At 42.5% G+C, this 18,128-nt stretch carries 15 protein-coding genes; 3 read left to right on the plus strand and 12 right to left on the minus strand.

Annotation, left to right across the window (positions count from 1 at the left end; genetic code table 11):
• Positions 1-2: 2 nt before the first annotated feature.
• The 6 genes from tatC to nox form a co-directional block, all read right to left on the minus strand.
• On the minus strand, positions 3-722 hold the full coding sequence (gene tatC, locus ADH27_RS04525) for a twin-arginine translocase subunit TatC (protein WP_048716049.1): 720 nt from the start codon (positions 720-722) through the stop codon (positions 3-5).
• Positions 712-2,394 (minus strand): FTR1 family iron permease, encoded by a 1,683-nt coding sequence (locus tag ADH27_RS04530; protein ID WP_048716051.1) that lies wholly within the window; start codon positions 2,392-2,394, stop codon positions 712-714. The genes tatC and ADH27_RS04530 overlap by 11 nt, the downstream gene beginning before the upstream one ends.
• Positions 2,372-3,580, minus strand: a complete 1,209-nt coding sequence (efeB, locus tag ADH27_RS04535) for an iron uptake transporter deferrochelatase/peroxidase subunit (RefSeq protein WP_048716053.1) — start codon at positions 3,578-3,580, stop codon at positions 2,372-2,374. The genes ADH27_RS04530 and efeB overlap by 23 nt, the downstream gene beginning before the upstream one ends.
• Before the next feature lie 2 nt (positions 3,581-3,582).
• Positions 3,583-4,452, minus strand: coding sequence for an iron uptake system protein EfeO (gene efeO, locus ADH27_RS04540; RefSeq protein ID WP_048716055.1), 870 nt, complete (start codon positions 4,450-4,452; stop codon positions 3,583-3,585).
• Positions 4,453-4,545: 93 nt separating this feature from the next.
• Positions 4,546-6,087 (minus strand): ClC family H(+)/Cl(-) exchange transporter, encoded by a 1,542-nt coding sequence (locus ADH27_RS04545; protein ID WP_048716057.1) that lies wholly within the window; start codon positions 6,085-6,087, stop codon positions 4,546-4,548.
• Between the two features lie 108 nt (positions 6,088-6,195).
• Positions 6,196-7,572, minus strand: coding sequence for a H2O-forming NADH oxidase (nox, locus tag ADH27_RS04550; protein WP_048716059.1), 1,377 nt, complete (start codon positions 7,570-7,572; stop codon positions 6,196-6,198).
• Between the two features lie 245 nt (positions 7,573-7,817).
• On the opposite strand from nox, the gene ADH27_RS04555 reads away from it, so the two are divergent.
• The 3 genes from ADH27_RS04555 to ADH27_RS04565 are packed head-to-tail and all read left to right on the plus strand — an operon-like array spanning position 7,818 to position 10,595.
• Positions 7,818-8,711, plus strand: coding sequence for an FAD:protein FMN transferase (locus tag ADH27_RS04555; protein ID WP_048716062.1), 894 nt, complete (start codon positions 7,818-7,820; stop codon positions 8,709-8,711).
• Positions 8,712-8,735: 24 nt separating this feature from the next.
• Positions 8,736-9,341: an NADPH-dependent FMN reductase gene (locus ADH27_RS04560; protein WP_006596326.1), complete on the plus strand. Its 606-nt coding sequence runs from the start codon at positions 8,736-8,738 to the stop codon at positions 9,339-9,341.
• 18 nt (positions 9,342-9,359) lie between these two features.
• Entirely contained in the window at positions 9,360-10,595 is a 1,236-nt protein-coding gene (locus ADH27_RS04565) for an NAD(P)H-dependent oxidoreductase (protein ID WP_048691258.1), read from the plus strand.
• Between the two features lie 182 nt (positions 10,596-10,777).
• On the opposite strand, the gene ADH27_RS04570 is transcribed toward ADH27_RS04565, so the two are convergent.
• From ADH27_RS04570 to ADH27_RS04595, 6 genes are all read right to left on the minus strand, one after another.
• Positions 10,778-11,350 (minus strand): TlpA family protein disulfide reductase, encoded by a 573-nt coding sequence (locus tag ADH27_RS04570; protein WP_048716063.1) that lies wholly within the window; start codon positions 11,348-11,350, stop codon positions 10,778-10,780.
• A gap of 22 nt (positions 11,351-11,372) precedes the next feature.
• Positions 11,373-12,080 (minus strand): thiol-disulfide oxidoreductase-associated membrane protein CcdA2, encoded by a 708-nt coding sequence (gene ccdA2 / locus ADH27_RS04575; RefSeq protein ID WP_023023299.1) that lies wholly within the window; start codon positions 12,078-12,080, stop codon positions 11,373-11,375.
• 159 nt (positions 12,081-12,239) lie between these two features.
• Positions 12,240-13,559, minus strand: coding sequence for a branched-chain amino acid transport system II carrier protein (gene brnQ, locus ADH27_RS04580; protein ID WP_048716066.1), 1,320 nt, complete (start codon positions 13,557-13,559; stop codon positions 12,240-12,242).
• Positions 13,560-13,754: 195 nt separating this feature from the next.
• Positions 13,755-14,309: a GNAT family N-acetyltransferase gene (locus tag ADH27_RS04585; protein ID WP_048716068.1), complete on the minus strand. Its 555-nt coding sequence runs from the start codon at positions 14,307-14,309 to the stop codon at positions 13,755-13,757.
• A 120-nt stretch (positions 14,310-14,429) separates the two neighbouring features.
• The gene (locus tag ADH27_RS04590) at positions 14,430-16,211 is read right to left on the minus strand and encodes an ABC transporter ATP-binding protein (RefSeq protein WP_048716069.1); all 1,782 of its coding nucleotides are present in this window, start codon (positions 16,209-16,211) and stop codon (positions 14,430-14,432) included.
• Positions 16,212-16,223: 12 nt separating this feature from the next.
• A complete protein-coding gene (locus tag ADH27_RS04595) occupies positions 16,224-17,960 on the minus strand; it encodes an ABC transporter ATP-binding protein (protein WP_048716070.1) in 1,737 nt (578 codons plus the stop codon).
• Between the last annotated feature and the right edge of the window lie 168 nt (positions 17,961-18,128).

Genomic DNA, 18,128 nt, shown 5'->3' on the forward strand with positions numbered 1-18,128 from the left:
ATTTATCTCCTTTTTTGTATACGGTTATAGATGATGCGACTAATGCCCAGACTCACTTCATAGAGCAAGATCAGGGGCACGGTCATTGCTAAATCACTGATAAAATCAGCTGGCGTTAGGACGACTGCCAGTACCAGCAATAGAAAGTAGGCTATCCGACGATAGCGCCTTAACCAGTCTGGCGTTAAGATATGAATCGAAGTCAAAAAGGCTACAAGGACCGGCAATTCAAACAAGACACCCAAAGGCACTGTCGTATGAAAGATGAAGGCCAAGTAGTTCTGTGCCGTTAACTGGATGGTAAACTGGCCTTGTCCTAACTTCAAGAGCACCTCGAGAATAGCTGGACTAACCAGATAATAGCCGAAGAGTAAGCCTAGCAAGAAACAAATCAAACTGGCCGGCACATAGAGCAGAATAGCTCCAGCTTCTCCTTTTCTCAAAGCTGGTTTTACAAATTGCCAGACTTGAAAGAGGGTGAAGGGCAGGGTGATGGTAAAGGCTATTAAGCTCGCCAACTGAAGGTAGATGCTTAAAATGTCATTAGGGCCAAGGACCAAGAGTTTCTCTCGAAATCCAGCCGTCAAAAAGGCATAAAGCTGATCAGAAAACAAGAGGGCTCCACAAAAGACAACGAAAAAACAAAGGATACAAGCGATGAAGCGTCGTCTAAACTCGCTTAGATGCTCTACAATAGTGAGCTTACTATCTTCATTTTTCATGCTGCTTCACCGTTACAATCACGACAATAAGAACGAATAGAACTTGGCAAGCAAGAACTTCCCAGCTCGGATAGATCCCCGCCCAATCGATGGTCGGGAAATTATTCAAGATATGATTGGGAAGCATATTGGTTAATTGGAGCGCGTGCAGGCTCACCCCTAGCATCTTAAAGGCCAGGGCATAGATCATCCAAGTCAAGATGAAGAAAATCTTATGTGGCTTGACCAGATGGCTTGCCTTGGTCATGAGAATGGCAAGAATGGCTAAAACTGCAAGTGCCAAGCCGATCCCTAGGAAGAAATTAAAGGAGCGAATACGAGGGAGGATCCCCACATAGAAAAGGATAGTCTCAGCCCCCTCACGGAAGACAGCTAAGAAACTGAGGGCAAACATAGAAATGAAACTTCCAGTTGCTGTCACAGCCTTCATCTGACTTTCCATGAATTGGTTCCATTTTTGAACGGAGGACTTACGATGTAGCCAAATCCCAATGACAATCATCATGCCTACTGCGATAATCCCTACTGCCCCTTCGATCACCTCACGGTTGGAAGCTGAGGTCACCGCTGGGAATAAGAATTGAAGAGCGACTGCAATGGCTGCACTGGCTAGAATACCCAGAAGAGCCCCTGCATAGACCCATTTCAAGCCTTTGATCAATTTAGCTGACTTGAGAACTGTCACCAAAGCCATGATAATCAAGAGTGCTTCAACTCCCTCGCGTAAGAGGATCAACATAGCGTCAACCGCCGAATAAGAAGCGGTGGTATCAATAGCAGACAGATCACTAATCAGAGCTTCCAGTTGCTTTTGATACTTGCTTTCCTTCCCCTTAACCATAATGACTGGACTTTGACTTTCCACTCGGGTATAGAGAGCTGGATTGGTCGTGCTGACATCGCCTTCGATCGTTGGCCAAATGGTAATGAACTCCTTCATGACTTTGCTAGCTTGGCTAGTGTCATTGGCTTGGAAGAGACTCAGAGCTTTCTTAAGAAGCTTGATCCCATCTGAAAGAGTCAGATTGGAGCTAGTCTCCTCAATCTTTTCACCACTGATAAATTGATCCAGTACATTCTTTAAGTCGTTGTACGAAGATTGGATAGAGTCAAAGTTTGTAGGCTCTGTTTCGATGGCACTTCTCAAGAAGGAAATGGCTGTTTCTACCTTTCCGTAATAGGCGGTACTGTGATCTCTGACAACCGCTTCATTCCGGGTCCAGGTATTGTTTAAATCGGCATAAGCCTTTCGTGTCGCTTGGAGATCCTTTGCTGTGATCGCCTCTTGTAGCTTCTCAAAGTAAGGTTGCAAGCGAGTTTCTAGCTTCTCTTTTTCAGCATCCAGATCGACTGGATTTTGCTCTTTTTCAAAGGCTAGCAAGGAAGTGGAGACGGTCACCAACTGCTTTTCTGTGATCTCTCCTTCCAAGTCCAGACTCTTCTGGACCTCTTTTCCTGCTTTGGAATCATGATTGGCCTTCTTTAGAAACTCTTCTTTTATCTCTGCGACAAGAATGTGAGCCTTTTCTTGATCCTTATCCCGAACTGCTGTCGTTGCATCCGTGATTTTGATAAAGAGATCACTATAAGACTCAGCTTGGACAGGGGATACGTTGAAAAAGAGGCAGGCTACAAAGACAACTAATAATTTATTCAAATAAGTCTTGACCAATGTATCCTCCTTCCTTCACACCTCCGAAGCAGGCAAAGAGGCCACTGCCAATATGGGTCACATATTCATTCATCTTATCGTCTGCCCCAAGATTGGTTTGAATTTTCACAAAGCGGTCTGGATCCTTTTGAAAGGCAATAAATAGCAATCCTGCATCAAACTGCCCTGTTTTCGGATCAATCCCATCAGAGTAAGAATAAGAGCGTCGCAAAATTGGCAGATCCACTTCTTTAGCCAAACGGACATGTGAGTCAACTGGTAAGAGGGAGAGGTCCACTTCGTCAAACTCGTTTTGCTTTCCAAATGGTGCGCCACTTTCTTTATAGCGTCCAAAGGTATTTTCTTGCTCCTGCAGGTTGGTACGATCCCAGGTCTCTAAATGCATGATAATCCGGCGGACAGCCATGTAAGAGCCGTTTTTCATCCAGTCTTGACTATCAGCCCAGACGACCTTATCGAAATCTTTCTCTGTCGTGACATTGGCAGTTCCATCCTTAAAGCCAAAGAGGTTCCGGGGCGTTTCCATACGATCCCCAATAGCAGCAAATCCTGATTGGCTCCACTTCATGGTCACCTTATTGCGTCCTTTACGAATCAGATTGCGGACAGCATGAAAGGCCACCTGCTCATCATCTGCACATGCTTGGATAACGATATCACCACCCGTATACTGCTCTCTCAACTGTTCCTTAGGAAAAGCTGGCAGATCCCGGAAGAGTTTGGGACGTTTCTTTTCAAGGCCTAGTTTGGTCAAAAAGCTAGCCGAAACACCAAAGGTTAGGGTGAGGCGGTAAGGATTTAGTCCGACTGTTTCCCCAGTATCACTTGGAGGCAAGAGAGCGTTGGATCCATCTTTTTTGACCAGTTCTCCATTGACTAATTTCTGGCTATAATCTGTCCAATCTTTAAACAACTGAATCAATTCGTTTTTATCTGTCGTCCGGAGATCGAGCACCACAAAATAGATATTCTTCTGCATGGGGGTGGTAATTCCAGCCTGATGCTTGCCGTAAAAGCTAATTTCTTCTTGACCGTCTGCGATATTTTTGGAGCCTTGCTCCTTATTAGCGAAAAAAGCAGAAGCACCGGATAGACCAAGTGCTAAGCCTGCTCCCCCAATACCTGCTTTTTTCAGAAATTCGCGACGATCCATCTTCTTTTCAAAAAATTTTTCGTCTTTTGTCATTGTTATTTACCGTTTAAAATGATTCCCATTTGAGAGAGTGGTTCTCCCAATTTTGTAACTGCTTCTGCTAGTTCTTTGGTATCTTCTTCTGTTAGGTCTGTATATGATTTATAGTTGGAATCATCAGTCATATGTTTGTCTAACAAGTCATTCACCGCCTTGAATTCTGTTTCAAGGGTTTTCACTAGTTTGGCATCCTTCTTCTCAATGAGAGGTTTGAAGAGAGCAAAGATCTTCTCAGCCCCTTCGATATTGGCACGGAAGTCATAGAGATCTGTATGAGAGAAGATTTCTTCTTCCCCAGTGATCTTTTGTGTCGCCACTTCATTCAAGAGGTCAACCGCACCTGTCAACATCAAATCTGGCGTTACTTCTACTGTCGCAATCTTAGCTTTCAACTCTTTGATATCATTTACCAATTGATCTGCATATTTTTCAGTGCCTTCGGTTGTATTTTGTTCCCAGAGGATGCGTTCGATACGGTGGAAGCCTGACCATCCTTCTTCTGATTTGTTTTCATCGACATAGTCAACCAAACGGAAGTCAATCTTGACATCAGACTCCCCAAAGCTTTCAGCGATTGGTTCAGAGCGTTCATAAGACATCCGAATCAAAGGATAAACCTTCTTAGCTTCTTCTAAATCACCACTTTTGAGGACTCTTTGAAATTCCTCTGTATCTTTTAACAACTGATCAATTTGTCCTTGCACAAACTCCTTGTATTCACTTGTCGCCTGGTCCAAGGCTTTTTGGTCCTCTTTAGACAATTTCACTGTCGAAGAGGAACTATTTGTAGTTGTATTTTTTGAAGATGTATTGGCACAGCCTGCTAATAAAGCGACTGATAAGAGTGCTACTGCAAGTTTTTTCATGAGAATTTCTCCTGGATTCGTTTTTTACGTGGTCTATTATAGCAAAGATTTTCTCATTTTTCAACAATTGTCAGAAAACTTTAATAAAATGAATTAAAGGAGTAATTCTTTCACCCGGCCGATATCTGTCTCTTTTACCACGAGGTAGATGCTATCTCCTAGATAGAGGCGGGTACTACCATGCACCGTACTGTTTTTTCCATTATGCTGATGAGTTGTGATTAGGAGGTCTCTCGGTAGATCTAAATCTCGAACCTGACGGCCTGCTAGTTTCTCTGATACAGGAATTTCGATCAGGGTTAAGACATCTGAACCGCTGGTCTCCTCAGGCATCAATTGCTCCAGCATAGCCTCGTAGACAGGGGCCCCTTTTAGCAGATCCATAGTAATGTAAGCTGTCAAAGTCACCAAGCCAATCGGCATCAAGGTTCGTATATCTCCTACCATTTCAGTCACTAGAATCATGGCTGTCAAGGGCGCTTTTGAAATGGCACTGAAATAACCACTCATTCCTAAAATGACAAACAAGGGAAGTTGATTAGAATGTATGAGACCAAACTTTAATAAAACAGCCGCAACCAAGGCTCCTAAAACAGATCCAAGAGCTAGAATCGGAAGAAAGATGCCACCAGGAAGACCACTACCGTAACTAATCATGCTCCAAATAAATCGTATCGCAAAATAGAAGATCAGCATCTGGATACTAAGAGGGACATGCGCTAAGTTCAAAACCAACTGATTTCCACCACCCAATAAGTGAGGGAAATAATAACCGATCGGTAGGATCAAAAGAAAGGCAAAGAGTGGATAGTAAGGAGCAGTCACCTTGAAACAGCTACCAAGCTTTTGATATAGCCGACCAATATTTAAAACAGCAACTTCATAGAAATAACCAGTTAGGCCCAGAAAAATTCCCATGACTAAGAAAATCCAATAGCTGGATAAATCGATATGGGGAATATGATCTGGCATATTTAATACAGGTGTTTGACCGAAAATATTGAGGGAGACAAAGTTTGCGACCAAACTCGCAGCCAAGGTCGATACCCAGAAGACACGAGAAAAATGATGGTAGACTTCTTCTACTACAAAGAGTAGACCAGCGATCGGAGCGTTAAAGGCTGCTGCCAAACCTGCTGCGGCACCGCTGGCAATCAAGGCTCTTTCTTCTACAGGACTAAGTGCAAGTTTCTTAGCCAGCCCCTTTCCTCCCATGGCGCCAAGTTGGATACTGGGTCCTTCACGCCCCAACATCAGACCACTAGCAATTGCTAAAATCCCTAAAATGTACTTCTGCCAAAGCGTAGCCCACCAGTCTATCTGTAGCAGTCCTTTTAATTCTGCTTCTACTTGAGGAATACCAGATCCTTTAACGTTTTTGTTCTTTTTGATGAGCTGTCTAGCTAGCAAAATAATAAAAAGATACATCGAAAGGATGATGATCCAATTGATCGGACTTCTTCCAAGATCCTTATACAATCCTTGTACAATATGAAAGAGATGCTCAATAAAAAATCGAAAACTCGAGACAATCGCGCCGACTACAAGCCCTACTAAAACACCTCTGCTAACCTGAGACAAAATAGATCTCGAGGTCGATTGAAATTCTCTTTGGATTTGCTGACTTTGTTTCATAAATTCTCTTCAACTCCCAGATTTCTTGCTTTTATTATACTATTTTTCACAGCTCTTGAGTAAGACAACAGCAAAAAAACGCCCAAATGAGCGTTTCTATAGAATACATTATTTAGCAGTAAGTGCTGCCATAGTAATGTAGTTGTATGGTTTGTTGAAGTGTGGCAAGAAGAATAGATCTGTCAATGCCAATTTTTCAATTGTAACGTGCTCTTGGATTGCCAATGAGAACATGTGGATACCCATTGAGATTGCAGCGTCACGTGATACCATTTGAGCACCAAGGATTTCACGGCTATCTTGATCATAAACGATCTTGATGGCAACTTCATGGTTGTCATGTTTGATAAATTCTGGTTTTTGAAGGTCGTTGAAGCCAGTTTCAACAGCGTTGTAGCCTGCTGCTTTTGCTTTTTCAAGAGTCAAACCAGTTGAAACCATGTGAAGACCATAGATAGAGATACCATTTGATCCTTGCACACCGATTCCTTCAAGCTCATGTCCACAAGCGTTGTAAGCACCTACGATACCAGTACGTACCGCATTTGATGCAAGAGCGATGTAGCTAGTGTCTTTACGAGCGTTGTCATATACAGTCGCACAGTCACCAACAGCGTATACACCTGGGATTGATGTTTCTTGTTTCTTGTCTACAAGGAAGGCACCGTTGCGGAAGAGTTCGATCTTACCATCGGCAAGAGCTGTGTTTGGACGGAAACCAACAGCAAGAATGACCATATCTACGTCGATTGTTTCTTTATCAGTTACCAAGCGTTCTACTTTACCGTCACCTTGGATAGCTTTAACAGTTTGACCAAGTGCCAAACGGATGTTATGGTCTTCCAAGTTTTGCGCCATCATTTGAGTGAAGTCTTTGTCATAGTATCCGTTCAAGACAGTGTCTACGATATCAACAAGGACAACTTCTTTTCCAAGACGTTCGAATGCTTCAGCAAGCTCAACACCGATGTAACCACCACCTACAACAGCGATGCGCTCAAGGTGTTTGCTCTTGTCTTCAAGTTTCTTAATAACTTCTTCAGCATTTTGGTACAATTTAACGAATTGTACATTTTCAAGAGTCGCTTTGAACTCACGGTTCCCTTTGACAATTTCAACACCTTCAATTGGTGGCAAGATTGGAGTTGAACCAGTTGCGAAGATCAATTTTTCATATGATTCTTTGTGTTCTTTACCATCAACTTCTGCAGTTACAACTTTGTTGTCGTAGTCAATTGAAAGAACTGGTGAGTTCATGTAAACTTTAGCGCCTTTAGCTTCTAATTTTTCTTTATCTGAATAGAACAAGCCCTCAGGTCCGTCGATTTGTTCACCAATCCAAAGAGCCATTCCGCATCCAAGGAATGAGATATTTGAGTTTTGGTCAAAGACAACGATTTCATTTTCGTTTCCAAAATTATCCAACATTGTGTTGATACATGCAGTTCCAGCGTGGTTAGCACCCACAACTACGATTTTACTCATAGAAAAAATCCTACCTTTAATTTTATTTACCATACAATTATAACATGAAAATGATATCGTTTCCAAATTTTTTGCTTACAATTTGTGATATTATTTTCAAATCCATTTGCATAAGTCCTGAAAAATGTCAATAATTTTGCTTGGGGGGATTGTGAAATGGCTTTCTTTTTGATAAACTTGAAGTAGGTGAATATTGGAAAGGTGGTTTACTATTTGTGGAACTAACTAGTCGATCCGAACGCCTAATGGGCTCCACCATAACCGTTTCGATTTCTCATCAACAAGCTGACCAAATACTGGCCGATTGCTTTAGTCTCCTGCGATCCTATGAGCATCGCTTTAGTGCCAATGACTCTTCTTCTGAATTGATGGAGGTCAATCAAAAAGCTGGCATTGAACCCGTAAAGGTTCATCCAGATCTTTTTTCACTGATTGATCTAGGAACTAGCCATAGTCAGGCGCAAGGAAGTCATTTAAACATTGCGATTGGTCCACTTGTCCAAACCTGGAGAATTGGTTTTTCAGATGCTAGGAAGCCTGATCAAGTAGAAATTGAACAAGCCCTAACAGTCATTGACCCTCATCAGATTTGCTTAGATCCGAATCAACAAACTGTTTTTCTCAAAAGAAAATGGATGAAAATTGATCTAGGTGCTTTAGCTAAGGGATTTAGTGCGGATTTACTAGCTAGTTATCTCAGGAGTCAGGGGATCGAGCGGGCTTTAATTGATTTGGGGGGCAATATCCTTACCCTTGGTCAAAACCCTATCAGTCATCGCCCTTGGCGAATTGGGATCCAAGATCCTCAGCTTCCAAGAGGGGAACATTTACTAGTTCTATCTGTTACAGATAAGTCCGTTGTGACATCAGGTACCTATGTTCGTCACCTTGAGGTTGACGGCCGGTCCTTCCATCATATTTTTGATCCTCAAACTGGCTATCCTGTCGAAACAGAACTGGCAAGTCTCACGATTATTTCTGATCGATCAGTCGATGGGGAGATTTGGACCACGCGCTTGTTCGGTGAAGAACCGACCAACATTTTAAATATTGTTGAAACCTTACCTGGCATGGATGCTATTCTAGTCTATCAGTCAGGTCGCCTCGCCTATACCAGTGGGCTACATGATTATTTGTAATTTTAATTTCAGAAAGGAATTTCCATGACAAAACTTATTGCGATCGTTGGAACAAACTCCAAACGTTCAACAAACCGCCAACTACTTCAATACATGCAAAAGCATTTTGCTGATAAGGCAGAGATTGAATTGGTTGAGATTAAAGATATCCCTGTCTTCAACAAGCCAGCCAACAAACAAGTCCCTGAGGCTATTTTAGAAATTGCTGCTAAAATCGAGGAAGCTGATGGTGTCATCATTGGCACACCAGAATACGATCATTCCATCCCTGCTGTCTTGATGAGTGCCCTTGCTTGGTTATCTTATGGGATTTACCCACTCTTAAGCAAACCAGTGATGATTACAGGTGCTTCTTATGGTACGCTTGGTTCATCTCGTGCTCAATTGCAACTTCGTCAAATCTTGAACTCACCAGAAATCAAAGCCACTGTCCTTCCAGACGAATTCTTGCTTTCTCACTCTCTTCAAGCATTTGATCAAAATGGTGACTTGGTAGACCTTGATGTCATCAAGAAATTGGATGCCATCTTTGATGACTTCCGTATCTTTGTAAAAGTTACTGAAAAATTGCGCAACGCTCAAGAACTGCTTCGCAAAGATGCCGAAGACTTCGACTGGGAAAACTTGTAAGATAGGAGACATATTAGCATGAAATTTGTAGGACTTGTAGGATCGAACTACGATCAATCATATAACCGCAAACTTTTGGAATTCATCCGTCGTCACTTCAAGATCAAATTTGAATTGGAAGTTCTTGAAATCGATGAAGTTCCAATGTTTAACCAAGATGAGAAATGGGACGAAAGCTTCCAATTGCGTCTCCTCAACAATAAAATTACCCGTGCTGACGGTGTGATTATCGCAACTCCTGAACACAACCACACTATTTCCGCTTCCCTCAAATCTGTACTGGAATGGCTCTCCTATGAAGTGCATCCTTTTGAAAGCAAACCGGTCATGATCGTGGGTGCTTCTTACTATGACCAAGGGACTTCTCGTGCCCAAGTTCACCTTCGTAAGATTCTGGATGCTCCAGGTGTCAATGCCTATACCCTTCCAGGGAACGAATTCCTTCTAGGAAAAGCGAAAGAAGCTTTTGACGCAGATGGCAACATCATCAACGAAGGGACTGTAAAATTCCTTGAAACTTGCTTAGATAACTTTGTGAAATACGTAGGAGTCGTTTCTAAATTGAAAAAACCAAAACCAATTGAACCAGAAGATTTGGATTGCGGAAAACCAATCGCTACTACTATTACTGAGGTTGATCCGGATGATCCAGATTGGGTAGAAAAAGTAGCAGAAATTACAGGAGCTGTATCTGGTGATACTTATGTCAAATTGGACCACGGTATCCTGACTGTTAATCAAATCGATATGTTCTTGAAAGCTATGCCTTTCGAATTGACATACGCTGATGATAACAACCAGTTCCTCTACTACAACAATGCACATCAAGATCCAGATACCATGTTTGCAAAACGCGTGCCACCTCAATCAGGTAGCCGGATGTCAACCGTTCACGGTTCTCTTCCACCAGCACGTATGAAAAACGTTGAATGGGTCATCGGTACTCTTCGCAATGGAAACCAGGAATATGTTCGTACCATTGTTCCAGGATCTCCTGAAGGCGTGATCAATACTCACAACTATCAAGCTATGTACTATCCAGATGGTTCATATGCTGGTATCAACGAAATTGTCTTTAACTTCCAGCCATGGTTGGACTGGTACCTTCAAACAACTGGTCAACGCTTAGTAGGCGGTAGCGGACCATTCGCTCCTGCTGGCGGCCATGGGGATGCAGACGCAACTTCAGGTGCTTCAGATGCTGGAGGACACGGTGACGGAGCTGCTGATGCTACATCTGGTGCAAGCAACTAATAAAAAGAGAGTGGGACAGAAATCGGTAATTCATTAGAATTCGATTTCGTCGTCCCACCTCCGCACAGTTGAGTAGGTCTGTAAAAGCTGATGAAATCAGCGTAGTAGAGCCCACTCAACCACTGCGTCTTGCTCGACATCCAAAGACAATTGAGAGGCTAGGACTTTTGTCCCAGCCTCTTTTATTTCAACTCTTTGATAATCTTCTTGGCATCTTCATTTGAAATCGCCCCTAATTGAACATGTCCAATTTTTCCTTGGCTATCAATAAAGACTTCCGTAGGGATTGAACGGACTTGGTAATTCATAAAGGCAGATCCGTCCGGATTGTACAAAACAGGAACTGATTGATAGTCTTGTTGGGCAAACCATTTGACGAACTCTTCTTCTGTTTTTTCCCCTTGCATCCCCGGTGCCATAACGGTGAGAATCTCAAAGTCCCGGTCCTTTTCTTCGACCAGTTTATTCAGTTCAGGCATACTTTGTCGGCAAGGACCACACCAAGTCGCCCAGAATTTCAAGTAAACCTTTTTGCCTCTATAGTCTGAAAGTTTGACTGTATTCCCCTTCATATCCTTTAGCTCGAAGTCACTAGCTTCTTTTCCTACTAAAGGATGTTTACTTGTGCTAGTATTGGTCATTGATTGATTATTCATGGATTGATTGTTCATGCCGCTTTCGGACTGATTCATAGAGCAAGCAGTCAGAATGGATAGAGAAAGAAGCGAAAAACAGGCGTATTTAATAACTTTCATAATGAGTAAACCTCCATTTAATTTATGAAAAGATAGCAGACAAGCTATTCAATTGTCCCAAGAGTAACAAAATCCCCATAATGATGATGATCAAGCCACCAATTTTTTTCAGTAACAAGAGATGGGGTTTTAGACGATTAAAGTATGGGAGAACAATCCCAGACGCTAAGGCCAAAAGTAAAAACGGAATGGCCATCCCTAGTGTATAGATAAAGAGATAGAGAGCACCCATGAGGGCATCTTGACCATTGGATGCTGCTAAGGCAAGTACAGAGCCTAGAACCGGACCGATACATGGCGTCCAGCCAAAGCTAAAACCAAGCCCAAGCAGAAAAGCTGAAAGTAATTCATTCTTGTGCTTGTTCGCCCCGAAGTCCATTGTTTTTTGCTTTTCTAAGAAGTTAAAGTGAAAGACTTCCATCTGATGAAGACCAAGGATAATGATCAGCGCTCCCATCAAGTATCGGAACCAGTTGGTGTACATAATTTGCCCAAGTAGACCTGCCCCGAAACCAATAATAAGGAAAATAACAGAAATCCCTGCGATAAAACACAAGGTCTTTACAAGACCATGCCAGCGAATCTTCTTCCCGAAAATCTGAATGGATTTTTCCTGATCACTTCCTAGCAAAACCCCGATGTATACCGGAAGCAAAGGAAAGACACAGGGAGAGAAAAAGGAGAGAATCCCTGCCAGAAAGACAGTGAAGGAGAAAACGATTTGATTCATAAAACACTCCGTATATTGATATGCTACAACTAGTATAACATTCCAGCTCCTAAATTAAAAATTTCTGCTACGCTTTGATTTCTAAACGATCATTTAGAAACTAGTTTCAAAGCCAAACAAAAACTCCAAAGTATTTCACTCTGAAGTTCAATTGACGACTTATTCTTCTTCTGCACTTTGTTTATTTGGCAAGAAAAGAGAGAGGACAATACCAACTACTGCTGGGAGTAACCATGGGAGGGATTGGGCAGCAAATGGTAAAGTTTTAATGACGTTTGCCAGACCTGTAAGTTTGAAGGTGCTTGCAAGAACATCTGCAATCGCCACCAAGCTAACTAAGAAAATAGTTAGTTGCATTCCTGGTTTTGATAGTTGAGTAAATTTATTTACAATCACAATCAACACAATAGTAATAGTAATTGGATAGAGGATCATCAAGGCAGGTAATGAATAGGCAATAATGGCGCTCAAGCCAAGATTGGCAATCGCAAAACCAATCAAAGTGAAGACTGTCGCATAGACCTTGTAAGAGATTTTAGGGAAGGTGTTATGGAAGAATTCCCCGGTTGACACGATCAAACCGGCTGTTGTAGTGAAGCAAGTCACCGTCACCATACCTGCAAGGAAGATTTGAGCAGCTGGGCCAAAGATAGCCTTGGTCGCTTCTGAAAGGACATAGACCCCTTTATTGGCATCAGATGCCATTACTTTTGCTGGAATTGGGAAATGATTTCCAAGATACCCCAAGCCAATGTATAAAATACTAAAGCCAATGGCCACAACGATCCCAACGATCCAGATGGTTTTAATGTATTCCTTCTTGCCGGTGAAACCAAGTTGATTGAGGGTAGTTACCGCAATCACACTGAAGGCCACTGAAGCAAGGGCATCCAAGGTATTGTATCCTTCAAGGAAACCTTGGCCAAAGGCAGATGCTTGGTAGGCTTCTGTTGCAACTTGTGGCGCGTGTCCGCTGTATTTGAGGGCGCCGAGGACAACCAATACAACTATCAAGATAGCAAAGACAGGAGTTAAAATCCGACCAATACTATCTAAGATTTTAGAAGGGTGAAGGGCAATCAAATAGGCTAAACAGAAATAAACCAAGGTGAAAACGAAGAGACTAAGTTTTCCACTTGAATTTCCTAACAAGGGAGCAATCCCAACTTCGTAGGAAACGGTAGCCGTTCTTGGAATGGCAAAGAAAGGACCAATAGACAAATACAAAGCTACCAGATAAACGATAGCAAACCAAGGGGCGATTTTACGTGAAATCTCATGAATATAGCCTTTAGGATTGAGCGTCCCAATGATCAAGGTAATAATCGCAATTCCTACTCCTGATAAGACAAATCCAGCAATAGCTGGCCAAAAATAGCTACCCGATTGGGCACCTAGTGCAGGCGGAAAGATTAAGTTCCCTGCACCGAAGAAAATACCAAATAACAGTAAACCTGTTAAGGAACCTTTTCGTAACATGTGTTCTCCTTTACATTTTTCAATCTTATCTAGTATATCAGCTTTCTTCCACCACGGCAATTCTTTTTACTGGAATAATTGCATTTAAAAATAACTTAAGACAAAGAAGACTCTACTGTAGATTCTTATATACTTCTTCATCCATTAATTAAAAAAGTGCTTCTCTGCTATCTAACAGAGGAGCACTTTTTGTTTTTAATCTTCACTAAAGCGTCGGTATTGGATGCGGAAATCAAAATAATTCTCTTCCTGAAGTTTACGGAAGATATCACGATAGGCCTCCTCATCGAAGCCCTCTCCTCGGTAGAGAATCTCGAAACTAAGGTCTTCGTATTCAAGAAAAGCATTGGCTGTTTTAAAGCCATTTCGAATATAGAAATCCATCCGAGCTTGACGTTGCTCTAGATTATCACATTCTTCATCCAATCGCTCAACTTCTAACAACATGGTCCGTTGGTAAAATTCCACTAATTTTTCAATAATTTCTTGACCATAGCCGTGACTCCGCAAGTGAGGCATAATGGCAAAGAAACTGACGTAAAAGGCCTTAGCATTTGAAATAGCAAAGGCAAATCCGACAAATTCTTCCTCATTGTAAAAAGCGAAAAAGTGAGCGTCATCATTATCCGTATAGCGTAAAAACTCCGATAAAGGAATCCGTTCCTCTTCTGGAAAAGCTTCTATGTTAAGCCTTTCTACCTTATCCAAATCTGGGAACGTTTCAGTGATTAATTGGCTGGTTAAGCGCATAAAGCCTCCATTTCTGCTACGATTATAGCAAATAAAACAACCACCTTCAAGAAATCCGACTTCTAACAAAATGAAGTGTTTTTCCTAACAAAAAAGAGCGACTGCTCTTTTTTGACGTTTTTATTGAGCTTCTTCTTTCTTGGAGAATTGGCTCATATACAAGTCGTAATAGAATCCTTTTGCATCCAAAAGAGACTCATGATTCCCTTGTTCGATGATTTGCCCCTCTTTAAGGACTAAAATCTTATCCGCTTCTTGGATTGTAGACAAGCGGTGAGCAATGACAAAGCTAGTCCGTCCCTTCATCAAGTTCTTCATAGCCTTTTGAATCAAGAGTTCCAGACGGGTATCCACTGAAGACGTCGCCTCATCCAAAATCAAAATTTTAGGATCAGCTAGCAGGGCACGCGCAATGGTCAACAACTGCTTCTGTCCCAATGAGATATTACTAGACTCTTGGTTCATCTCCATATTGTAGCCACCAGGGAGCGTCCGGATAAAGTGGTCTACATTGGCAGCTTTGGCGGCAGCGACAATTTCTTCATCTGTCGCGTCCAAGTTTCCAAAGCGCAGATTTTCTTTTATGGTCCCTTCATAAAGCCAAGCGTCCTGAAGAACCATCCCAAACTGCTTGCGATAATCTTGGCGAGATAGGTCGCGGATATCATGTCCATCTACCGTAATAGCCCCCTTGGTCACGTCATAGAAACGCATCAGCAGATTGATGAGCGTGGTTTTCCCTGCCCCTGTCGGTCCGACAATGGCCACCATCTCACCAGGCTTGACCTCCAGGTTAAAATCACGGATCAATGGCTTATCTTCCACATATTGGAAGTCCACATGGTTAAAGCTAACCTGTCCAGTCAATTCCTTGTCTAGAGCTTCATTTTTACCGAGTATTTCATCTGGTTCATCAAGGACTTGGAAGACACGATCCAGTGAAGATTTGGCACTTTGCAAGGTTCCAGCTAACTGGCTCAAGTTCTGAATAGGCTGATTGATTTGCCAGACATACTGGACAAAAGCCTGCATGTTCCCAACTGTCAAACGACCTGCAAGAACTTGAATGGCTCCGATAACTGCGACCAAAAGATAGGTCAAATCAGAGATTGCATTCAGAATAGGCATCATCAGTCCAGAAATAAAATTCGCTTTAAATCCAACTTGCTGGAGTCGACGGGTAATGTCACGGAAGTCTTCTTGCGATGATTCTTCCCGTACGTAGAGTTTTAAGACGTTGAAGCCACTCAAGTTTTCCTGAACAAAACCATTTAAAGCCCCAAGGACATCAGCTTGCTCCTTAAAGTAAGGCTGGGATTTCTTCATAATCAACTGGGCACCGAAGAAAGTGATTGGGATAGAGGAAATCACGATCAGCCCCAAAGTGAGGTTAAGATAGAGTACCATAGCAATGACCAAGCTTAAGGTGAAAATAGCATTCACAATTTGAAGGAAGGACTGCTGCAAGGCATTAGAAACAGTTTCGACATCGCTGGTAAAGCGACCCAGAAGATCTCCGAATTGGTGCTGATCAAAGTAAGAAACAGGGATGCGATTGATTTTTTTAGATAGGTCGTTACGCATATCCTCTATCATGCTTTGAACAGCATTGGTCATAAAATAGTTGGAATAATAAGATCCAAGTTCATACAAAACTCCTCGGAAGAGATAGACAATCATGACCCAGCCAACATAGCCAGCATTAATCTCAGCTCCCGCTACTCCTCTAGCCATATCTGTCAGGTTAGCGGTCAATTCTGTGATAGCGAGTCCAAGAATATAGGGCTCAATGACACTCATAACCACACTCAGAATCTTTAGGAGTGTAGCGAAAATAACGGCAAAACGATAAGCTCTTAGATAGCTCCAAAGACGTACAAAACTGGAACGTTTTTCTTTCATTTTCTCCCCCTCCTATTCTTCTGTTAATGATTGGTTATTCAACTGAGAGCGAGCAATCTCACTGTAGATTTCATTGGTTGCCAGGAGTTCCTCGTGGGTTCCACGACCGACGATTTCCCCATGGTCCAAAACAATGATTTGATCCGCATCCATGATGGTCCCAACCCGCTGGGCTACGATCAAGACGGTCGCATCTCCTGTTACTTCCTTGAGACGTTTTCGAAGTGTAGCATCTGTCTTGTAGTCAAGAGCCGAGAAGGAATCATCAAAGATATAGATATCCGGCTCCTTAACAACTGCACGCGCAATGGATAAACGTTGTTTCTGTCCACCAGAAAGGTTGCTTCCCCCTTCTGCTAAATGAGTGTCAAACTGCTCTTCCTTGCTTTCGATAAACTCTTTAGCTTGGGCCACATCTGCTGCCTTGTCTAGCTCCTCAATGCTGGCATCTTCTTTTCCGTAACGAAGGTTTTCGGCAATAGTCCCCGTGAAGAGTAAGGCCTTCTGTGGGATGAATCCAATCTTATGGCGCAAGGCTTTAACATTGAAATCACGCACATCTACACCATCCACTAAGATTTTCCCTAGGGTCACATCATAGAATCGAGGAATGAGCTGGACCAGAGAAGATTTCCCAGAACCGGTCGATCCGATAAAGGCAATGGTTTCCCCCGGCTTAGCCTTAAAGGAAATATTATGAAGGACTGGACTCTCTGTCTCACCAGGATAGGCGAAGGTAACATTGTCAAATTCCAGATAGCCCTTGGTTTCTGTCTCTGTAACCCCATTTTCATTTGGATCAATAGAAATCGGCATGTCCATGATTTCTTTCAAACGATGACTAGAGACAGCCGTCCGTGGGTACATGGTAAAGAGATTAGCTAGGAATAGGAAAGAAAGCAAGGCATGGAAACTGTATTCGATAAAGGCGACAAGATTCCCGATTTCTAAACTGCCATCCCCTAGAGGATCCAAGGCGAACCATACAATAGCTACAATCATGGCGATGATGATTTGAACAAAGAGCGGCTCCGTCAAGCCTGTCAATTTAAAGAGTCTATTGGAGTTGTCCGCATAGATTGCATTGGCTTGGCCAAATTTTTCCTCTTGGAATTCCTCACGCGCAAAGGCACGAATGACCCGAAGTCCCGTAAGGTTTTCGCGTGCATATTGATTGAGCTTATCCAGGGTTTCCTGCTGCTTCTCTGACAAAGGTTTGGTTTTAATAGCTACATACCAGACGACCACCGCCAAAAATGGCATCGAAATCGCCACAATCCAAGCAAGCGATGGACTCGTCTGTAAAATTAACAGAATACTGGACAGCATCATGATAGGGGTGATGACGCCAAGCTTCAACATCTGATCAGAAAACTGCATCAAGACGAAGGCATCTGAGGTCATTCGCGTCACCAAGGAAGAAACCCCAATCTTTTCATACTCGTGGTGGGAATATTCTTGAAGTTTCTCATAGAGGTCATTTCGCATATCCATGACCATGGTGGTAGTGATCTTCCCAACTGCATAGGCCAGAACGATTCGCCCAAGAATCCCTACGATGATCACACCAAACATAACCCAGGCCCAGAAATAAACTCGCTCTATATCTCTCGGATTGATCCCCTCATCAATCATACGAGCCAGAACAGTTGGCAGACCAAGGTTAACAATCACAAAAAAGATGGCAGCTGTAAAATTCAAGCACAACCATTTTGGATATTTTCTCAAATAGGACCAAATATATCCCATACCGTTCTCCTCCCTATACAATAAAAAAGCACCCTTAAGTACTTTTTAAGCTATTTTACAAAGCACGTTGCCTTCTTTAATTCATCCCTATTATATCAGAACCCCCTTAGGCTAGCAAGGAAAAGAGCAGATGAAAAGCAAGGAATAAAAAAGAGGATAGACTCAGCT

Source organism: Streptococcus sp. 343_SSPC, assembly GCF_001072385.1.
Lineage (GTDB): Bacteria > Bacillota > Bacilli > Lactobacillales > Streptococcaceae > Streptococcus.

Bases quoted from the DNA above. Each gene is read 5' to 3' on its own strand.
- tatC (WP_048716049.1), bottom strand. From the start codon at position 722: ATGAAAAATGAAGATAGTAAGCTCACTATTGTAGAGCATCTAAGCGAG.
- efeB (WP_048716053.1), bottom strand. From the start codon at position 3,580: ATGACAAAAGACGAAAAATTTTTTGAAAAGAAGATGGATCGTCGCGAA.
- efeO (WP_048716055.1), bottom strand. From the start codon at position 4,452: ATGAAAAAACTTGCAGTAGCACTCTTATCAGTCGCTTTATTAGCAGGC.
- ADH27_RS04545 (WP_048716057.1), bottom strand. From the start codon at position 6,087: ATGAAACAAAGTCAGCAAATCCAAAGAGAATTTCAATCGACCTCGAGA.
- nox (WP_048716059.1), bottom strand. From the start codon at position 7,572: ATGAGTAAAATCGTAGTTGTGGGTGCTAACCACGCTGGAACTGCATGT.
- ADH27_RS04555 (WP_048716062.1), top strand. From the start codon at position 7,818: ATGGGCTCCACCATAACCGTTTCGATTTCTCATCAACAAGCTGACCAA.
- ADH27_RS04560 (WP_006596326.1), top strand. From the start codon at position 8,736: ATGACAAAACTTATTGCGATCGTTGGAACAAACTCCAAACGTTCAACA.
- ADH27_RS04565 (WP_048691258.1), top strand. From the start codon at position 9,360: ATGAAATTTGTAGGACTTGTAGGATCGAACTACGATCAATCATATAAC.
- ADH27_RS04570 (WP_048716063.1), bottom strand. From the start codon at position 11,350: ATGAAAGTTATTAAATACGCCTGTTTTTCGCTTCTTTCTCTATCCATT.
- ccdA2 (WP_023023299.1), bottom strand. From the start codon at position 12,080: ATGAATCAAATCGTTTTCTCCTTCACTGTCTTTCTGGCAGGGATTCTC.
- brnQ (WP_048716066.1), bottom strand. From the start codon at position 13,559: ATGTTACGAAAAGGTTCCTTAACAGGTTTACTGTTATTTGGTATTTTC.
- ADH27_RS04585 (WP_048716068.1), bottom strand. From the start codon at position 14,309: ATGCGCTTAACCAGCCAATTAATCACTGAAACGTTCCCAGATTTGGAT.
- ADH27_RS04590 (WP_048716069.1), bottom strand. From the start codon at position 16,211: ATGAAAGAAAAACGTTCCAGTTTTGTACGTCTTTGGAGCTATCTAAGA.
- ADH27_RS04595 (WP_048716070.1), bottom strand. From the start codon at position 17,960: ATGGGATATATTTGGTCCTATTTGAGAAAATATCCAAAATGGTTGTGC.